This is a genomic window from Deinococcus aquaticus (genome assembly GCF_028622095.1).
Classification (GTDB): Bacteria; Deinococcota; Deinococci; order Deinococcales; family Deinococcaceae; genus Deinococcus; species Deinococcus aquaticus.
On record NZ_CP115165.1, the window covers coordinates 1,562,184 to 1,578,037 of the forward strand.

Here is a 15,854-nt window from a genome sequence, read left to right on the forward strand (position 1 = left end):
GATGGTCGATAGAGCCCAGCTCTCCACCATCAACTGTCTACCACCGACCATCACCCCCTCTCCGAAGGAGAACTCCAAATGGCTACTGAACTGAAACTCCCCGACGTGGGCGACAACATCGAGCAGGGCACCGTCGTGACCGTGCTGATCAAGGCCGGCGACACCGTGACCGAGGGGCAACCCATCATCGAGATCGAGACCGACAAGGCCGTCATCGAGGTGCCCGCCGAGACCGCCGGGACCGTGGAAGCCGTGAACGTGACGGTGGGCGACACCGTGAAGGTCGGCGGCGTGATTGCCACCCTGGGCGGCGCAGGTGCCTCCCCGGCCACCTCCAGCCAGGGCGGCGGGGATCAGGCCGCGCAGGCTGAGAGCAGCGGCACGTCCGCTGACGCAGGACAGGCCAATCAGGTGGCGCAGGCGCAGCAGGCCGCGCAGAAAGAACAGGCCGGCACGACCGCCCCGGCCCAGGACAGCGCCGTCCAGGACAACGCCGCCCAGACCGGCGCGGCTCCGGCCAGCGGCGGCGCGCAGATCACCCTGCCGGACGTGGGTGACAACATCGAGCAGGGCACCGTCGTGACCGTGCTGGTCAAGGCCGGCGACACCGTGACCGAGGGCCAGCCCGTCATCGAGATCGAGACCGACAAGGCCGTCGTGGAGGTGCCCGCCAACGCCAGCGGCACCGTGCAGAGCGTCAGCGTGAACGTGGGCGACACCGTGAAGGTCGGCGGCGTGATCGCCACCCTGAGCGGCGGCAGCGCCCCGGCCGCCCCCGCACCCGCTGCTGCCCCTGCACCGGCTGCATCGGCACCCGCCGCACCTGCCCCGGCCCAGCCTGCCGGTGCGCCCGCCGCTCAGGCCGCCGCACCCGCGCAGTCCGGCACGCAGAACCCGCAGACCTTCGACGGTCGCCACGTCGTGCCCGCCGCGCCCAGCATCCGCCGCCTCGCCCGCGAGATCGGCGTGGACATTCACGCCGTGCACGGCACCGGCATCGCCGGCCGTATCAGCGAGGAAGACGTCCGCCGCACCGGCGGCAGCCCCACCGTCACCGCGCCCGCCGCCGCGCAGGCCAGCGCACCTGCCGCCCCCGCACCCGCTGTGGCCGCCGCGCCCCTGCCCAACTTCGAGAAGTGGGGCGCCGTCACCCGCGAGGACATGAGCGGCATCCGCAAGGCCACCGTGCGCTCCATGACCGCCAGCACCGCGATCCCCATGGTCACGCACTTCGACAAGGCCGACGTGACCCTCATGGAAGAGACCCGCAAACGCTTCGGCGCGCGCGTCGAGAAAGCCGGCGGCAAACTCACCATGACGCACATCCTCATGAAGGTCGTCGCGAACGCCCTGCGTCAGTTCCCCAAATTCGGCGCGAGCCTCGACCTGAACGCCCAGCAGGTCATCTACAAGGACTTCGTGAACATCGGCGTGGCCGTCGACACGCCCGTCGGCCTGCTCGTGCCCGTCATCAAGGACGCCGACCGCAAGAGCATCACCGACATGGTCCTCGAACTGAGCGAACTCGCCGGCCGCGCCCGCGACCGCAAACTCAAACCCGACGAGATGCAGGGCGCGACCTTCACGATCAGCAACCTCGGCGGGATCGGCGGGCACGCCTTCACGCCCATCGTAAACGCCCCCGAAGTCGCCATCCTCGGCGTCAGCCGCGGCGGCATGGAACCCGTCTGGAACAGGGAAACCGGCACGTTCGAACCCCGCAACATGCTCCCACTCAGCCTCACCTACGACCACCGCCTGATCGACGGCGCCGACGCCGCCCGCTTCGTGCGCTTCATCTGCGAGTCGCTGGAAGACCCCTTCCTGATCTCGCTGTAAGACAGGCTGATGGCAGAAGGCTGAAGGCAAGACAGAGCCCCCGTCCACGTGGCGGGGGTTCCTGCCGTGCCGGGAATTGCGGTGGAGGATTCCGGTAGAGGGCCGCTGCCCGCACCCGTGACAATGCGGGCATGACGGTCACGTTCACGCGGGAATTCATGCTGGAGCGGATGTTCGCGGGTGACGCGACGTTCGACGGGCTGTTCTACACGGGCGTGACGAGTACCGGGATCTACTGCCTGCCGTCCTGCCGGGCGCGCAAGCCGCTGGCGGGGAACGTGGTGTTCCACCCGTGCGCGGCGTCGGCGCGGGCGGCGGGACTGCGGGCGTGTCGTCGCTGCCAGCCGGACGCGTTCCAGGCGGGCGTGCCGGTCGAGGAGGCGACCTTCACGGCTGCGCTGGCCCGAGTGGACGTGCCGGGCGTCCTGTCCGTGCAGGCGCTGGCCCGCGAGTTGAACTTGAGTGGCAGCGCGCTGCACCGCCTGTTCCGTGAGCAGTTCCAGTGCAGTCCGGCCGACTGGCTGACGCGGCGGCGGGTGGAACTGGCGGCCGCGCACCTGCTGACCTCGGCGGACACGGCGGCGCAGGTGGCGTTCGCGGTGGGGTTCGGGAGCCTGTCGGCGTTCGGCGCGCAGTTCCGGCGGGTGATGCACCTGACCCCGCAGGCCTTGCGCGTGGCGGTCCGGACGGGCACGCTGCGGCTGACGCTGCCGGCCGCGTACCCGCTGGAACTGGTGCGCCGCGACCTGGGCCGCGATCCGCTCAGCGTGACGGGGCAGGTGCGGGAAGGTGCGGTGCAGTATGCGTGGACGCTGCCGGGCGGGCCGCAGGTCGTGACCGTGCAGTTCGGAGATCAGGAGGCCCGGGTGCAGCCGTCCTGTCCGGAGACCCTGAGCGGTCCGGACTGGCTGGCCCTGCACACGTTGACGGTGCGGGCGCTGGGCCTGCGCGGACTGTCGCGGCCTGTTCCGCTGGTGCCGGACCTCTTCGACGGGCTGGTGTGGGCCGTGGTGGGCCAGCAGGTCACGTTCCGGCAGGCCTGCACGCTGCGGCGGCGACTGGTGGAACGCTGCGGCCCACCCGCCGGGGACGGCCTGAGCGCGCCGCCCACCGCGCAGGCCGTGGCGGCCCTGACCCCCGCCGAACTGGGCAGCCTGGGCCTGACCGGAGCGCGGGCCGCGCTGCTGCACCGCCTGGCCGGACGGGTCTCGCGTGGGGAGGTGAACCTCGCGGCGCTGGCACGCGGCACGGTGGGAGCCGCTCGCCGCACCCTGCTGGCCGTGCCCGGCATCGGCCTGTGGACCGCCGAGTACGTGCTGTTGCGCGTGCTGGGCTTCCCGGACATCGTGCCCGGCACGGACGCCGCCCTGGCCGCCGCGCTGCGCCGCGCGCACGGGCTGCCCGCACGCCCGACGCCCGCAGAGGTGCAGCGCCTGCTTGACCCCTTCGCCCCTCACCGCAGTCACGCGGTCCTGCGCCTGTGGCACGCCCTGCCACCCACCCACGACCCTCACGGAGACACCCCATGACCCGATCCCAACCCCAATCCCGGCCTCAGCACGCCCACCTTCTGCGCGCCCTGCACGAACGCGGCCTGATCCTGCCCTGCGCCTGGGACGCCGTCAGCGCCCGCGTGTTGCAGCAGGCGGGCAGTCCCGCCATCGGCACGAGTAGCGCCGCCGTGGCCTTCGCCCTGGGCTTCCCGGATGGGCAGGTCGCCCCGCGCGACACCTTGCTGGCCGCACTGGAACGCACCCTGAACGCCGTGACCGTGCCTGTCACCGCCGACCTGGAGGGTGGGTACGCCGACACGCCGCAGGGCGTGGCCGACACGGTCCACACCGCCCTGAGCCTGGGCGCGGCGGGCCTGAACCTCGAAGACGCCACCGGGCAGCCCGACCGGCCTCTGCTGCCAGCGGACCAGCAGGTGGACCGGCTGCGGGCCGCGCGCGCGGCCGCCGACGCCCAGGGCGTCCCCGCGTACCTGAACGCCCGCACCGACACGTACCTCACCGGATACGGCGACACCGACGCAGACAGGCTGGATGAGACCGTCCGCCGGGGCCGCGCGTACCTGCAAGCCGGGGCGGACAGCGTGTTCGTGCCCGGCCTGACCGACCCGCCCACCATCCGTGCGCTGCGCGACCGCCTGGGCGGCGCGCTGGCCGTCATGCACGCCCCCGGCGGCCCGGACGCCCACACCCTGCTGCGCGCCGGGGCCAGCCGCGTCAGCACCGGCCCCTCCCTGTTTCTGGCTGCGCTGGGTCACGCTGCCACTCTGTCTGCACAGTTCCGGGAGCGCGGCACGCTCGACACGCCCGGCGCGCTGCCTTTCGGAACAGTGCAGGGTTGGTTCAGCCGTTCACCCGCCTGAGCGCAGCAGGCGCGGATTCCACTGCTGCGGGCCGTCCCGTTGTTCCGGCTTGCAGGGGGGCGTGGCAGTTCTGGGCACGGTCAGGGGCCACACGCTGGCCAAGGCGCGTCCGGCGATGTCGGCGGTGCCCACCGGGCCGAATACGCGGCTGTCGAGGCTGCCGCCGGGGCTGCGGTTGTCGCCCATCACGAAGTACGTTCCGGCCGGGACGGTGATGGGCGGCGTGTTGGCAAGGTCGCTGGTCGTGTCGTGGCACGCCCCGTTCCAGTAGGCGGTGGTGCGGGGTTCATTCAGGGGGCGGCCGTTCACGGTGACGCGGCCCTGCGTGACCTGCACGGTGTCGCCGGGCAGTCCGACCACCCGCTTGACGAGGTACGGGCGGTACGCCCAGGGAAGGGTGAGGCCCCGGTACGTGCGGGTCCACTCCTGGGCAGCGGTGCGGGGTGGTTTGAACACCACGGTGTCGCCCCTCCCGTAGGTGCCGACGCCCAGGGTGTGCGCCCACCCTTCGATTTTCGGGACGAGTAGCGTCTCGCCGTGGCGCAGGCCGGGCAGCATGCTCACGCCGTCCACGCGCACGGCGGTCGCGCCGAACTGCGTCAGCAGCAGCGCGAAGGCCAGCGGGGACAGCCAGTCGCGCCACAGGCGGCCCAGGCGGTTCCTGGCAGAGGCGGTCACGGCTGTGCCTGCGTGGTCGCGGAGGTGGGCGTGGCTGGGTGGTTGCCCTGGAGGGCGTACGCGGCCCCGCCGAGCAGGCCGGCGGCCAGCAGCCAGCGCAGGGCGAGCCCCAGCGTGTGCGTGCGGGCAAGGTGAAGGGCAGCGGGCAGGGCTGGGCCAGCCTCAGTCAGGGCGGCCGCCCAGGCGTCGCGTTCGTTCAGGCCGCGCAGGCGGGCGTCGAGCATGCTCTGGTGCAGGTTCCCGTGCAGTTCCGCCCGGACCCGGCGGGCGGCCGTGGGTGGCAGCAGCCGCGTCACGCGGCGCAGGTACGCCGGAACGGCGGGCGGGGTCACCAGAGGCTCCGCAGGGCCGCATCGAAGGCTCGGTAAGAATCACGTCTGCGGCGCAGTTCGGCGCGGCCCGCGTCGGTCAGGGTGTACGTGCGGACCGGGGGGCCACCACGGGCGGGGGTCGTCTCGGCGGCGCTCAGGAACCCACCCTTCTCCAGGCGGTGCAGGGCTGGGTACAGGCTCCCGGCGTTCAGGGTGATGCTGCCCTCCGTGACGGCACTGACGCGCTTGGCGATGTCCTGCCCGTAGCCGCCCTCGCGTTCCAGGACGCTCAGGAGGATCAGGTCCAGGTTGCCCTTGAACAGGTTCGTATCCACGAGTATCAGTGTCTGATATCAGAATGTGAGGATGGTGGGCCGACCACGCATAGTGGTGGGGCCTGTGTCCGTGGGATCTGCGTGTCCTTACACTCACGGCATGAACCCTGACCTCCATTCCCTCTACGCCTGGGTGAAGGTCTCACGCGAGCGGGTGTTCGCGTGAGCGGAGGCTCTGCCGGACGGCGTGTACACCCTGGAGGGCTCCGAGTTCGCGTTCGGCAGCCTGCGGAACGTGCAGGCGCACGTGGCCGGGTGTTACCGGGTGTGGGTGGGCGCGCGGGGCCTGGGAGAGGACGTGGGCGGCCCGGACCCGGTGAGCGTGCCGGACGTGACCGCCATGCGCCGCGTGTTCGCGGACGTGGACAGCATGATGGAGCGGGCGCTGGACACCTTCGCGGCGCCGGATGAAGCGTTCGATCTGGTCCTGCCGGGCGAGGTGCTGAGGGTCACGCAGCGGTGGCTGGTCATGCACCCGGTCACGCACGAGTTTCATCACAAGGGCCAGATGCTGACGATGGGCCGCGTGCTGGGGTTCCCGTACCCGCCGGGGCCAGACACGGACCTGGTCCTGCCGGGCGAGGTGCCGGGAGGCTGACCCTTCACCTGCCCGCGCGCTGTGCCGGGCCGTACGGTGTGCGGGGGCGTGGGCGGCGATGCTGACCGCATGACCGATGCCCTGCGCCTGCCACCCGACCTGCCGCCCAACCTGCCGGACGATCAGCTGCCCCGCGTGCTGGGCGAGGCCCTGACCGGCCTGTACACGGGCGAGCCGCGCCTCCCGGCCCGCGCGGGCGGCCGCACGGCGGGACTGGCGGCCCTGCACGCCTGGACGGGCGAGGGGTACGCGGGCCGCAACTTCCTGAGCGGGAACGTGTCGCGCCTGAGCATGTACCTGCGGCACGGCATGCTGGGCCTGCGCGAGGTCGCCGCGCACGCCCGCGCCGTCATGCGGGGCCGTGAGCGCGACGAGTTCCTGCGGCAGCTGACCTGGGCCGAGTTCTACCGGCTGGTGCTACGCCAGGAGGGCGCGCGGGTCCTGGGGAACCTGGAGGACCCCAAGTACCCGGCCCGCTGGACGGACACCCTGCCGGACGACGTGCGTGGGGCCAGCACCGGCCTGCCCTGCGCTGACGCGTGGGTCACGCACCTGATCCGGGACGGGTGGCTGCACAACCACGAGCGGCTGTGGTTCGCGGCGTACCTGGTGCACTGGCGCGGCGTGGACTGGCGGGCCGGGTACGCCCTGTTCCGCGAGCACCTGCTCGACGGCGACATCGCGAACAATGCCCTGTCGTGGCAGTGGGTGGCGAGCACCTTCAGCAACAAGCCGTACTTCATGAACCAGGAGAACATCGACCGGTACAGCGGCGGGCGGTGGTGCCGCACCTGCCGGGCCGCGTGTCCGTTCCGTGCCTCGTACGGTGAGCTCGAAACGCAGCTGTTCGGGACGCAGCCGTGACCGCCTCCCAGGTCCGCCGGGTCGTGTGGGTTCACGGGGACAGCCTGTCCGTCACTGACCCCGCCCTGAGCGCCTGCCCGGACGCCCCGGCTCTGTTCGTGTTCGACCGTCCGTTTCTTCAGGCGGTCCCGGTCGCGTTTCCGCGTCTGGCGTTCATGTACCAGGGCGTGCGGGACCTCGCCGCGCACCGCCCCGGCCCGACCGAGCTCCGCGTGGGGGCCGTGCCGGACGAACTCGCCGCCTTCGCCGCCGCGCACCACGCCGCCGAACTGCACGTCACCCGCAACTTCACGCCGGACTTTGCGCGCATTGTGGACGGCCTGCGCGCCGCCCGCCCGGACTTACGAATCATTGTTCACGAACCGGAACGCCTCACCAGCTTCAATGGGCCCCTGCGGCGCTTCTTCGGCTTCTGGAAGAAGGTGGAACGCGAGGTCCTGCACGGCGAACCCGCCCCGGACTTCCCCCAGCGCGGCCACCGCTAGAACAGATGGCGGATGCGCTGCAGTCAGGGCTGGCGGCAGACTGCCCGGCGTGAATGTCCTGAACATCCCGGTGTCCCCGGCCCTGCTGGACGCGTGGCGCGGCTGGCTGGCCCCGGCGCGGCAGCCGTTCTACCTGACGGACGCAGAGGCGCGGCGGCTGGCCTTGCCGACCCTGGCGCGCGCCTCGGTGACGCTGAATCCGGAGGAACGCGACACGTTCACGCTGTGGAATGTCGCGGCCGGGGCCGAGCGGCTGGCGTGGCTGACCCCGGCGGACGTGGACGCCCTGACTCCGGCCGCGCGCCGGGAACTGCTGCGCGCGCAGGTGCGGCACGGGCGGGGCAACGTGCCACTGGGCGCCCGTTTCGCGGACCTGCGGCCCGGCCTGCCCGCCGGGCGGTTCCTGTGGCGGCGCGAGGACCTGACCGGCGCAGTCCTGGCCCGCCTGATCAGCTGGGAAGGGCGGGCCTGTCGGCGGCAGGACGTGCCGAACACCGTGTGGGACGCGGCTGCCCACACCCTCCCGGCCGCCCGGACGCTGGCGGGCACCTTCCCGGCAGGCAGCGCCGGCAACTGCTTCGGCACGGTGATGGGCGCGGCGGGCGTGCCGGACGCAGCGCACACCTGGATGCAGCGCGAACCGTTCGAGGCGTTCCTGCGGGACAGGACGGTTCCCGGAGGTCAGGACGGTCAGCCGGGCACGCTGCTGCTGTGGCGTTCGGGCAACGGACTGGCGCAGCACGCGGCCGTCACGCTGGGCGGCGGCTGGGCGCTGCACAAACCCGCGCAGACGTGGTGGACACCCCGCACGGTCCTGAGCGTCCCGGAACTGAAAACCGCCACCCGCACGCGGGGGTGGCGGCTGGAACGCCGGACGCTGACCTGACCCTGGCGTCCGGGTCGGGGCGCGTTACTTGCCGTGCCGGGTCAGGCGGTACAGGGTGACGCCGTTCGTGATCAGCAGCAGGACGCTCAGGCCCGCCATGGGCCACTCCTGCCGGGTGCCGAAGCGAATGGCGAGGATGCCCCAGCCGCACATGAGTGCGACGACCAGCCAGATACGCCACGCGGGCGCGTTCACTGTTTGAACCTCATGCGCTCAGGGTAACGGGTGAGGTGGGGGCCGCGCGTCCCGCTGGTCCCGGCGCGCTTACTTGCCGAGGCTGCTTGACAGCGCGCTTTTCAGGGCGGCCTCGGCGTTCAGGGTGCCGGCGCCGCAACTGCGGGCGGGTTGCGGGTCGCAGTGACCGCCGGGAAAGGGCACGGCGGTGCCCGTCAGCAGGCGGCGTAGCGAGGCGGGAGTCAGGTTGGGGCGCACGCCCAGCAGCAGGCTGGCGACGCCCGTCACGTGCGGCGCGGCGAGGCTGGTGCCGTTCGGGTCGCGCACGCCGCCCGCGCCGCTGACGCTGCTGACGGTCACACCGTGCCCGACCTCCCCGCCGGGCGCGGCGAGTGCCACGCTGCGGCCCCAGTTGGCGTAAGCGGGCCGCGCGCCCTGCACGGTGACGCTGGTGACGGTCAGGACGTTCCGGCACCCGGCGGGCGAGTACCCGAATGCGTCCGCGCCGTCGTTCGCGGCCCCGGCGATCACCAGTGCGCTGCGCGCCGTGACGGCGTCCACGGCGGCCTGCACGCGCGGGTCGCAGCGGGTCAGGGGAATGAAGTCCGCGAACAGACTGAGGTTCAGCAGCCGCGCCGGGTTCGGGTTGACGGGCACGCCCGGCACGGTCAGTCCCGCCGCCCACTTCAGGCCGTCCACGAGGTCCGGCACGTCGATCTGCCCGTCCGTGCCGGCCACGCGCACGTGCACGACGCGGGCGCGTGGGTTCAGGCCGGCCATGCCGCGTCCGTCGTGCGCGGCGGCGATGATGTTCGCCACGACCTCACCATGGAACGCGTACGGTCCGACGCCGCTGCCGTCGGCGTCCCGGCCGCCGCCATCCCCGGCGCGGGCGGGATCGCTCACGAAGTCGTAGCCGTTCACGGCGCGGCCCGCGAGTTCCGTGCTGGTTACGAAGCCTGTGTCCAGCACGGCGACCGTCACGGGCTGCGCCGCCTGCGCGCCGGGCAGCGCCCATGCCTGCGGCGCGCGGATGACCGGCAGCGTCCACTGCTGCGAGTACAGCGGATCGGTGGGCGGGCGGGCCAGCGCAGGGGCCGCCGTGCTGGCGGGCGGACTGGCCACTGGCCCGCTAGCTGGGCCGGCAGCGGGATTGGGAATCAGGGCCGGTGCCGGGAGCTGCGCGGGCGCGCCAACCGGCAGAATTTCCGGCAGGGCGTCCAGCGGCGGCCGCACCGGGATGGTCAGGGCGGCGGCGGGCAGGGCACCCAGCAGCAGCGTGAGGCCCAGGCGGGACAGGGCAGTGGAAGCAGAGCGCATCTGCCCAGTGTCGGGCGCCCGCCTGACTCGCAGCTGAGCGCCGCTTGGGGATACCATCACCTCATGACACAACTCCGCAGGGCACACCCCCGCAGGTCAGGGCGCCGCACGCCACGGGCAGCGTCATGACGGCCCCCACCCCCCCGTGGAACACGTCCCGCCCCGTGGTGGTCCTGACCGGCGCGTCCAGCGGCATCGGGCTGGCCACCGCCACGGAACTCGCCGCGCTGGGCTACGCGCTGGTGCTTGCCGCGCGCCGTGAGGACGAACTGGGTGCCCTGGCCCGCCGCCTCGACCCGTCCGGGCACCGCGTGATCGCCGTCCCGACCGACGTGACCAACCCCGACTCGCGCCGCGCCCTGATCGCTGCCGCGCACGCCCACTTCGGCCGGATCGACGTGCTGGTCAACAACGCGGGCGTCACCATCGAGCGGGGCTGGTGGTGGGAGGACCCGGACCCCCTGCGCGTCCTGCGCGTGAACCTTGACGCGCCCATCGAACTGACCCGGCTGGTCCTGCCCGAGATGCGTGAGCGGGGCAGCGGCCACATCGTGAACATCGGCTCTGTGGCCGGGCAGGCCGCCACGAACGGCATGTACTCTGCCAGCAAGTACGGCATTCGCGGCTTCAGCCTCGGCCTGCGCCGCGAACTGCTCGGCAGCGGCGTGAACGTCAGCCTCGTCTCGCCGGGCTTCGTGAAGAGCGAGATGACCGCCAGCGCCCGCCTCCCCATGCCCGGCCCGGAAGTCGTGGCCCGCGCCGTCGCGGCCGTGCTGCTGCGCCCGCGCCGCGAGGTGCTCGTGCCGCGCGTGTACCACCTGTTCGCGTGGCTCGACCGCCGCCTCCCGGCCCTGGGCGACCGCGTGGTGCGCAAGCTGATCGTGCGGCGCTACGACCACAGCGGGCAGTAGGCCGGGAGTGGGTGCGGCTTGACAGGGGCGGTCAGGTCGCCCGCACGCTGCCACCCATCACCCATGAGCGGCGCGTCAAGGTGGGCCTTACGTCGGGCCAAGTGGGGTTCATGGGCGGGTCACGCGGCGGGTGGGTATGGGGGGGAGGCTGGGGGCATGAGTGATCAGGATGCCCGCCAGAGCCAGCCGCAGTTCGAGATGCAGGACCCCCGCGCGCAGTACCCGGCCCCGCCGTTTCCGCGTCAGCCGCAGGACGCGCCGGGCCTGACGGGCGCCATGCAGCCCCTGCCGGACCACGGTGAGGACAGTTACGTGGGCCTGGGCCGCCTGCGGGGCCGCCGGGCGCTGATCACGGGCGCGGACTCCGGCATCGGTCGGGCCGTGGCGATTGCCTTCGCCCGTGAGGGCGCGGACGTCGCCCTGAATTACCTGCCGGAAGAGGAGCAGGACGCGCGCGAGGTCGTGGCGCTGATCGAGGCGGCGGGCCGCAAAGCTGTGGCACTGCCGGGCGACATTACCGACGAGGCGTTCAGCCGTGAGCTGGTCACGCGCGCCGTGAAGGAACTGGGTGGGCTGGACATCCTGGTGAACAACGCCGGGAAGCAGGTGTCGCAGCCCAGCCTGTCGGACATCACGACCGAGCAGCTGGACCTGACGTTCCGCACGAACGTGTACGCCATGTTCTGGATCACGCAGGAAGCCCTGAAGCACCTGGGGGCCGGAGCCAGCATCATCAACACGACCAGCATCCAGGCGTACCGGCCCAGCCCCAACCTGCTGGATTACGCCAGCACCAAGGCGGCCATCGTGGCGTTCACGCAGGCGCTCGCGCAGCAGCTGGGCGAGAAGGGCATCCGCGTGAACGCGGTGGCGCCCGGCCCGTTCTGGACGCCCCTGCAACCCAGCGGCGGCCAGACGCAGGAGAAGGTCATGCAGTTCGGCAAGGACACCCCGCTGGGCCGCCCCGGCCAGCCGGCCGAACTGGCCGCCATGTACGTGTTCCTGGCGTCGCAGGAAAGCAGTTACACCAGCGGCAGCACGCTCGGCGCGACCGGCGGTATGGTCCTGTTCTGATCCCCGGCAGATGGCAGCCAGTCCTCACCCTGTGTTCCTTCATGCTCCCGCCCGGCGCTGTCTGGGCGGGAGCCCCTGTTTCCGGCGTGTGGAACGCGTGCTGGCTGACCCGTAGGCGTGTGGAGCGCCTCTCATGACCTGCTGCCCGGGAAGTCCCGGCTTGCCGCAGGGAACGCCGCGCCCGCTACACTGGGCGGGTGAATCCAGTAACGACTGCGTTCAAGACCGTGCAGCCCATGCTGGAAAGGGCGCTGCTGGCCGCCGATCAGGCGTTCGCCGCTTTCGTGCAGCCCCGGCGCGCCCGCGGCAAACTGCTGCTGCAACCCTACGTCGGGTGGGGCACGCCCACCCAGGTGGAACTGACCGGGCGGGTGCTGTTGCCGCGCACCATGCAGCCTCCCCGCAAGGGCGACCGCCGCCTGCGCAACGCGCAGAACGTCCTGCGCCGCCTGCTGTCGCGCGAGGTGGGCGGCGTGAAGGTCACGGGCACCCTCGACGGCCAGCAGGTCAGCGCCGTCAGTGACGCCGACGGGTACTTCACGCTGATCTTCACGCCGCAGGTACCGCTGCCCGGCGGGTGGCATCAGGCGGCCCTGACCCTGGACGGCCGGGACGTGACCGCCACCGCCCGCGTGCAGGTCGTCGCGGACGCCCGCTTCGGCGTGATCAGCGACCTGGACGACACCGTCATCCAGTCCGACGTGACCAGCCTGCCGCGCATGCTCGCCACCGTCCTGACCGGCAACGCCCGCACCCGCCTACCGTTCCCCGGCGTGGGCGCCCTGTACCGCGCCCTGACCCGCGACGGCGAGGCCCGCAACCCCATCTTCTACGTCAGCAGCAGCCCCTGGAATTTCTTCGATCTGCTGTGGCAATTCCTGGATTACCGCCGCATCCCGCTGGGGCCGATGTTCCTGCGGAACTGGGGCGTGGACCTGCTCGGCGGGCACGGCGGGTACAAGCACGGCGTGATCGAACGGATCTTCACGCGCTTCCCGGACCTGACGTTCGTGCTGATCGGCGACAGCGGCGAGAAAGACCCCGAAATCTATGCCGAGATCGTGCGCCGCCACCCGGGCCGTGTGCTGGCCGTGTACATCCGCGACGTGACCGAGGGCACGCGCGACGGCGGCGTCCTGAAACTCCGCGAGGAAGTCCGCAAGACCGGCACGGACCTCGTGCTGGCCGCCGACAGTCTGAACGCCGCCAGTCACGCCATGGCCATGGGTCTGATCACCGCCGGCGAGTACCGCAGTGTCCTGACCAGCGTGGCCCGCACCTACGAGACCTGACCGGGAAATGGGGAGTGGGCAGTAGGGAGTAGGAACAGAGGAGAGGCGGCCCGCACACTGGGGCCGCCTCTCCTCTGACTGCTCTGTCCTGAATGGGGGTTATCGGATTCCGTCTGTTTCGTTGACAACCCGGCACGGCACCGGCTTGCCAACTCCACGTCCGGAACCCGCTTGTCTCCCACTCGCTCTGCTTCGCAGCTCTGCGAGTCCGCTCGGATTGAACGGCTTTGCAAGCCATTCAATCGGAGTCCGTATTACTGACGGGGGCAGCGGTACAGTTTGACGCTGCGGGCCTGAAGCTGGGTTTCCTCGCCGGCCGCCGGGGTCTCGGTGGCGTGGTCGTCGCCGGTGTCCAGCAGCAGTTCCCAGTGCTGGCAGCCGGTCAGGTCGGGCAGCGTGAAGGGCAAGTCCACGTGCGAGGCGTTCAGCAATAGCAGCAGGTGGTCGTCCAGCAGCGGCTGACCCTGGCTGTCCACGTCGTCCAGGCCGTTGCCGTCCAGGAAGATGCCCATGCTCTGCGTCTGCGGGTTGTTCCAGTCCTCGTCGCTGATCTCGGCCCCGTCGAAGCGCAGCCAGACGATGTCGCGCACGTCCTCACCGCGGATGGTGCGGCCGCTGAAGAACTTGCGGCGGTGCAGCGCCGGGTGGTTCTTGCGCAGGCGGATGACCTTCTTGGTGAACGCCAGGAGGTCCTCGTCGAGGTTCGTCCAGTCGTACCAGCTGATCTCGTTGTCCTGGCAGTAGGCGTTGTTGTTGCCGCCCTGCGTGCGGCCGATCTCGTCGCCGCCTAGCAGCATGGGCGTACCCTGGCCCAGCAGCATGGTCGCCAGGAAGTTGCGCTGCTGGCGGGCGCGCAGCGCGTTGACCTCGGTGTCCTCGGTTTCGCCTTCCACGCCGCAGTTCCAGGTGATGTTGTGGTTGTGGCCGTCGTTGCCGCCTTCCTGGTTGGCGTCGTTGTGCTTCTGTTCGTACGTGACGGTGTCGCGCAGCGTGAAGCCGTCGTGGGCGGTCACGAAGTTGATGCTGGCGTAGGGTTTGCGGCCGTCGTTCTGGTACAGGTCGCTGCTGCCGGTCAGGCGGTACCCGATCTCGCTGGCCAGTCCGCCGTCACCCTTCCAGAAGGCGCGCATGTCGTCGCGGTAGATGCCGTTCCATTCGGCCCAGTTGACCGGGAAGTTCCCGACCTGATAGCCGCCCTCGCCCACGTCCCACGGCTCGGCGATCAGTTTCACCTGACTGATGATCGGGTCCTGGTGAATGATCGTGAAGAAGCCCGAGAGCTGATCGACTTCGTGCAGGCCGCGCGCCAGGGTGCTGGCCAGGTCGAAGCGGAAGCCGTCGACGTGCATCTCGGTCACCCAGTAGCGCAGGCTGTCCATGATCAGTTGCAGCGTCTGCGGGTGGCGGACGTTCAGGCTGTTGCCGGTGCCGGTGTAATCGAAGTAGAAGCGGGGGTCCTCGGCGACCAGTCGGTAGTACGTGGGGTTGTCGATGCCCTTGAAGGACATGGTCGGCCCCATGTGGTTGCCCTCGGCGGTGTGGTTGTACACCACGTCCAGGATGACCTCGATGCCGGATTCGTGCAGCGCCTTGACCATGTTCTTGAACTCGTCTACGGCGCCGGCCGGGTTGCCGCGCCGCGCCTCGGCGCTGTAGCGCACGTCGGGCGCGAAGAACGACAGGGTGCTGTAGCCCCAGTAGTTGGTCAGGCCCTTGTCGATCAGGAAGGGGTCGTCCACGTGCTGGTGTACGGGCATCAGTTCGATGCTGGTGATGCCCAGTTCGCGCAGGTAGAACAGGATGGGTTCGCAGGCGATCCCGGCGTACGTGCCGCGCAGTTCCTCGGGCACCAGCGGGTGCGTCATGGTCAGGCCCTTGACGTGCGCCTCGTAGATGACCGCCTGATGGAACGGGATGTTCGGGCGGTGGTCGCCGCGCCAGTCGAAGTTGGAGTCCGTGACGATGCCCAGGGGCGAGCCGCGCTGATCCTCTTCCTGCATCTGGGTGTCGTCGGTGCCGGTCACGTACCCGAACACGCCCTGGTCGAACTGCTCGGTCCCGTCGAGGGCCTTGGCGTAGGGGTCGAGCAGTACCACGTTCGGGTTGAAGCGCAGGCCGCGTTCGGGCGCGTACTCGCCGTGCACGCGGTAGCCGTAGCGCTGGCCGGGCTTCACGTCCGGCAGGTAGCCGTGCCACACGAAGGCGGTCTGCTCGCGCAGGGCCACGCGGGTCTCGGTGCCCTGCTCGTCGAACAGGCACAGTTCGACGCCGCTGGCGTTCTCGGAGTACAGGGCGAAGTTGGTGCCCTGGCCGTTCCAGCTGGCCCCCAGGGGGTAGGGCTGGCCGGGGTGAAGACGGGGTGGGGTGGGGTCGGTCATGTGCGTGAGGCTCCTTTGAGGACAGGCCAGTGCGGAGAACAGGCGGGGGGCCTGTGCCGCTGCGGTGTTCGTGCGACTGCGCAGGGCAGGGGATGTTCGGGGGGTGGGCTGGTGACCGGGGGCGGTCACTGCCTGTTTGGAAACGTTACCAGATGCCCCCCCGTTTGCAGTGGAGCGGCGCACACACCCAAGCGAAGCTCAAGGGCACTCACCGGGTACTCATGTGCAGGCGGGGAGGCCGCACACCCACCAGCCAGAGCGACCGCCCCGGCCGGAAAGCCAGAGCGGTCGCCCCGTACAGCGTTCAGTCGCCGCGTCACAAGGACTCCGATTGA

The 15,854-nt window shown here is 71.0% G+C and carries 16 protein-coding genes; 10 read left to right on the forward strand and 6 right to left on the reverse strand.

All coding sequences use genetic code 11. The features are described 5' to 3' along the window. Positions 1-78 precede the first annotated feature (78 nt). The 3 genes from aceF to M8445_RS07625 all read left to right on the forward strand — a co-directional run bounded on the left by aceF (position 79) and on the right by M8445_RS07625 (position 4,213). Positions 79-1,839 carry a dihydrolipoyllysine-residue acetyltransferase gene (gene aceF / locus M8445_RS07615; protein WP_273990794.1) on the forward strand — a complete coding sequence of 587 codons (1,761 nt, stop codon included), beginning with the start codon at positions 79-81 and terminating at the stop codon, positions 1,837-1,839. Between the two features lie 131 nt (positions 1,840-1,970). Then, positions 1,971-3,368: a DNA-3-methyladenine glycosylase 2 gene (locus tag M8445_RS07620; RefSeq protein ID WP_273990795.1), complete on the forward strand. Its 1,398-nt coding sequence runs from the start codon at positions 1,971-1,973 to the stop codon at positions 3,366-3,368. After that, positions 3,365-4,213: an isocitrate lyase/PEP mutase family protein gene (locus M8445_RS07625; protein WP_273990796.1), complete on the forward strand. Its 849-nt coding sequence runs from the start codon at positions 3,365-3,367 to the stop codon at positions 4,211-4,213. The genes M8445_RS07620 and M8445_RS07625 overlap by 4 nt, the downstream gene beginning before the upstream one ends. Here the strand turns inward: M8445_RS07625 and lepB are convergent. Genes lepB through M8445_RS07640 form a run of 3 tightly spaced genes read right to left on the reverse strand, consistent with a single transcriptional unit; the run spans position 4,202 to position 5,537 of the window. Then, a complete protein-coding gene (gene lepB / locus M8445_RS07630; RefSeq protein ID WP_273987100.1) occupies positions 4,202-4,891 on the reverse strand; it encodes a signal peptidase I in 690 nt (229 codons plus the stop codon). The genes M8445_RS07625 and lepB overlap by 12 nt on opposite strands. Continuing rightward, positions 4,888-5,223, reverse strand: coding sequence for a hypothetical protein (locus M8445_RS07635; protein ID WP_273987101.1), 336 nt, complete (start codon positions 5,221-5,223; stop codon positions 4,888-4,890). The genes lepB and M8445_RS07635 overlap by 4 nt, the downstream gene beginning before the upstream one ends. Further along, complete coding sequence (locus M8445_RS07640) at positions 5,220-5,537, reverse strand: PadR family transcriptional regulator (RefSeq protein ID WP_273987102.1); 318 nt, start codon at positions 5,535-5,537, stop codon at positions 5,220-5,222. The genes M8445_RS07635 and M8445_RS07640 overlap by 4 nt, the downstream gene beginning before the upstream one ends. 175 nt (positions 5,538-5,712) lie before the next feature. Here M8445_RS07640 and M8445_RS07645 point away from each other — a divergent pair, with 175 nt between their 5' ends. The 4 genes from M8445_RS07645 to M8445_RS07660 all read left to right on the forward strand — a co-directional run bounded on the left by M8445_RS07645 (position 5,713) and on the right by M8445_RS07660 (position 8,370). Next, the gene (locus tag M8445_RS07645; RefSeq protein WP_273990864.1) at positions 5,713-6,135 is read left to right on the forward strand and encodes a DinB family protein; all 423 of its coding nucleotides are present in this window, start codon (positions 5,713-5,715) and stop codon (positions 6,133-6,135) included. A gap of 69 nt (positions 6,136-6,204) precedes the next feature. Further along, positions 6,205-6,999: an FAD-binding domain-containing protein gene (locus M8445_RS07650; protein ID WP_273987103.1), complete on the forward strand. Its 795-nt coding sequence runs from the start codon at positions 6,205-6,207 to the stop codon at positions 6,997-6,999. Continuing rightward, on the forward strand, positions 6,996-7,484 hold the full coding sequence (locus M8445_RS07655) for a hypothetical protein (RefSeq protein WP_273987105.1): 489 nt from the start codon (positions 6,996-6,998) through the stop codon (positions 7,482-7,484). Before M8445_RS07650 ends, M8445_RS07655 begins: the two co-directional genes overlap by 4 nt. 49 nt (positions 7,485-7,533) lie before the next feature. Continuing rightward, the gene (locus tag M8445_RS07660; RefSeq protein ID WP_273987107.1) at positions 7,534-8,370 is read left to right on the forward strand and encodes a hypothetical protein; all 837 of its coding nucleotides are present in this window, start codon (positions 7,534-7,536) and stop codon (positions 8,368-8,370) included. Positions 8,371-8,394: 24 nt separating this feature from the next. Here the strand turns inward: M8445_RS07660 and M8445_RS07665 are convergent, their stop codons facing one another. Both M8445_RS07665 and M8445_RS07670 read right to left on the reverse strand, forming a co-directional pair. Next, positions 8,395-8,565, reverse strand: coding sequence for a hypothetical protein (locus tag M8445_RS07665; RefSeq protein WP_273987109.1), 171 nt, complete (start codon positions 8,563-8,565; stop codon positions 8,395-8,397). 69 nt (positions 8,566-8,634) lie between these two features. Continuing rightward, positions 8,635-9,864: a S8 family serine peptidase gene (locus tag M8445_RS07670; RefSeq protein WP_273987111.1), complete on the reverse strand. Its 1,230-nt coding sequence runs from the start codon at positions 9,862-9,864 to the stop codon at positions 8,635-8,637. A 125-nt stretch (positions 9,865-9,989) separates the two neighbouring features. Here M8445_RS07670 and M8445_RS07675 point away from each other — a divergent pair, with 125 nt between their 5' ends. The 3 genes from M8445_RS07675 to M8445_RS07685 all read left to right on the forward strand — a co-directional run bounded on the left by M8445_RS07675 (position 9,990) and on the right by M8445_RS07685 (position 13,141). Beyond that, entirely contained in the window at positions 9,990-10,775 is a 786-nt protein-coding gene (locus M8445_RS07675; RefSeq protein WP_273987113.1) for an SDR family NAD(P)-dependent oxidoreductase, read from the forward strand. A 156-nt stretch (positions 10,776-10,931) separates the two neighbouring features. After that, complete coding sequence (locus M8445_RS07680) at positions 10,932-11,849, forward strand: SDR family oxidoreductase (protein ID WP_273987114.1); 918 nt, start codon at positions 10,932-10,934, stop codon at positions 11,847-11,849. A gap of 197 nt (positions 11,850-12,046) precedes the next feature. Further along, on the forward strand, positions 12,047-13,141 hold the full coding sequence (locus tag M8445_RS07685) for an App1 family protein (protein ID WP_273987116.1): 1,095 nt from the start codon (positions 12,047-12,049) through the stop codon (positions 13,139-13,141). A 254-nt stretch (positions 13,142-13,395) separates the two neighbouring features. Here the strand turns inward: M8445_RS07685 and glgX are convergent, their stop codons facing one another. After that, positions 13,396-15,519, reverse strand: coding sequence for a glycogen debranching protein GlgX (gene glgX, locus M8445_RS07690; protein WP_273987117.1), 2,124 nt, complete (start codon positions 15,517-15,519; stop codon positions 13,396-13,398). Positions 15,520-15,854 lie beyond the last annotated feature (335 nt).

Bases quoted from the DNA above. Each gene is read 5' to 3' on its own strand.
- aceF (WP_273990794.1), top strand. From the start codon at position 79: ATGGCTACTGAACTGAAACTCCCCGACGTGGGCGACAACATCGAGCAG.
- M8445_RS07620 (WP_273990795.1), top strand. From the start codon at position 1,971: ATGACGGTCACGTTCACGCGGGAATTCATGCTGGAGCGGATGTTCGCG.
- M8445_RS07625 (WP_273990796.1), top strand. From the start codon at position 3,365: ATGACCCGATCCCAACCCCAATCCCGGCCTCAGCACGCCCACCTTCTG.
- M8445_RS07650 (WP_273987103.1), top strand. From the start codon at position 6,205: ATGACCGATGCCCTGCGCCTGCCACCCGACCTGCCGCCCAACCTGCCG.
- M8445_RS07670 (WP_273987111.1), bottom strand. From the start codon at position 9,864: ATGCGCTCTGCTTCCACTGCCCTGTCCCGCCTGGGCCTCACGCTGCTG.
- M8445_RS07675 (WP_273987113.1), top strand. From the start codon at position 9,990: ATGACGGCCCCCACCCCCCCGTGGAACACGTCCCGCCCCGTGGTGGTC.
- M8445_RS07680 (WP_273987114.1), top strand. From the start codon at position 10,932: ATGAGTGATCAGGATGCCCGCCAGAGCCAGCCGCAGTTCGAGATGCAG.
- glgX (WP_273987117.1), bottom strand. From the start codon at position 15,519: ATGACCGACCCCACCCCACCCCGTCTTCACCCCGGCCAGCCCTACCCC.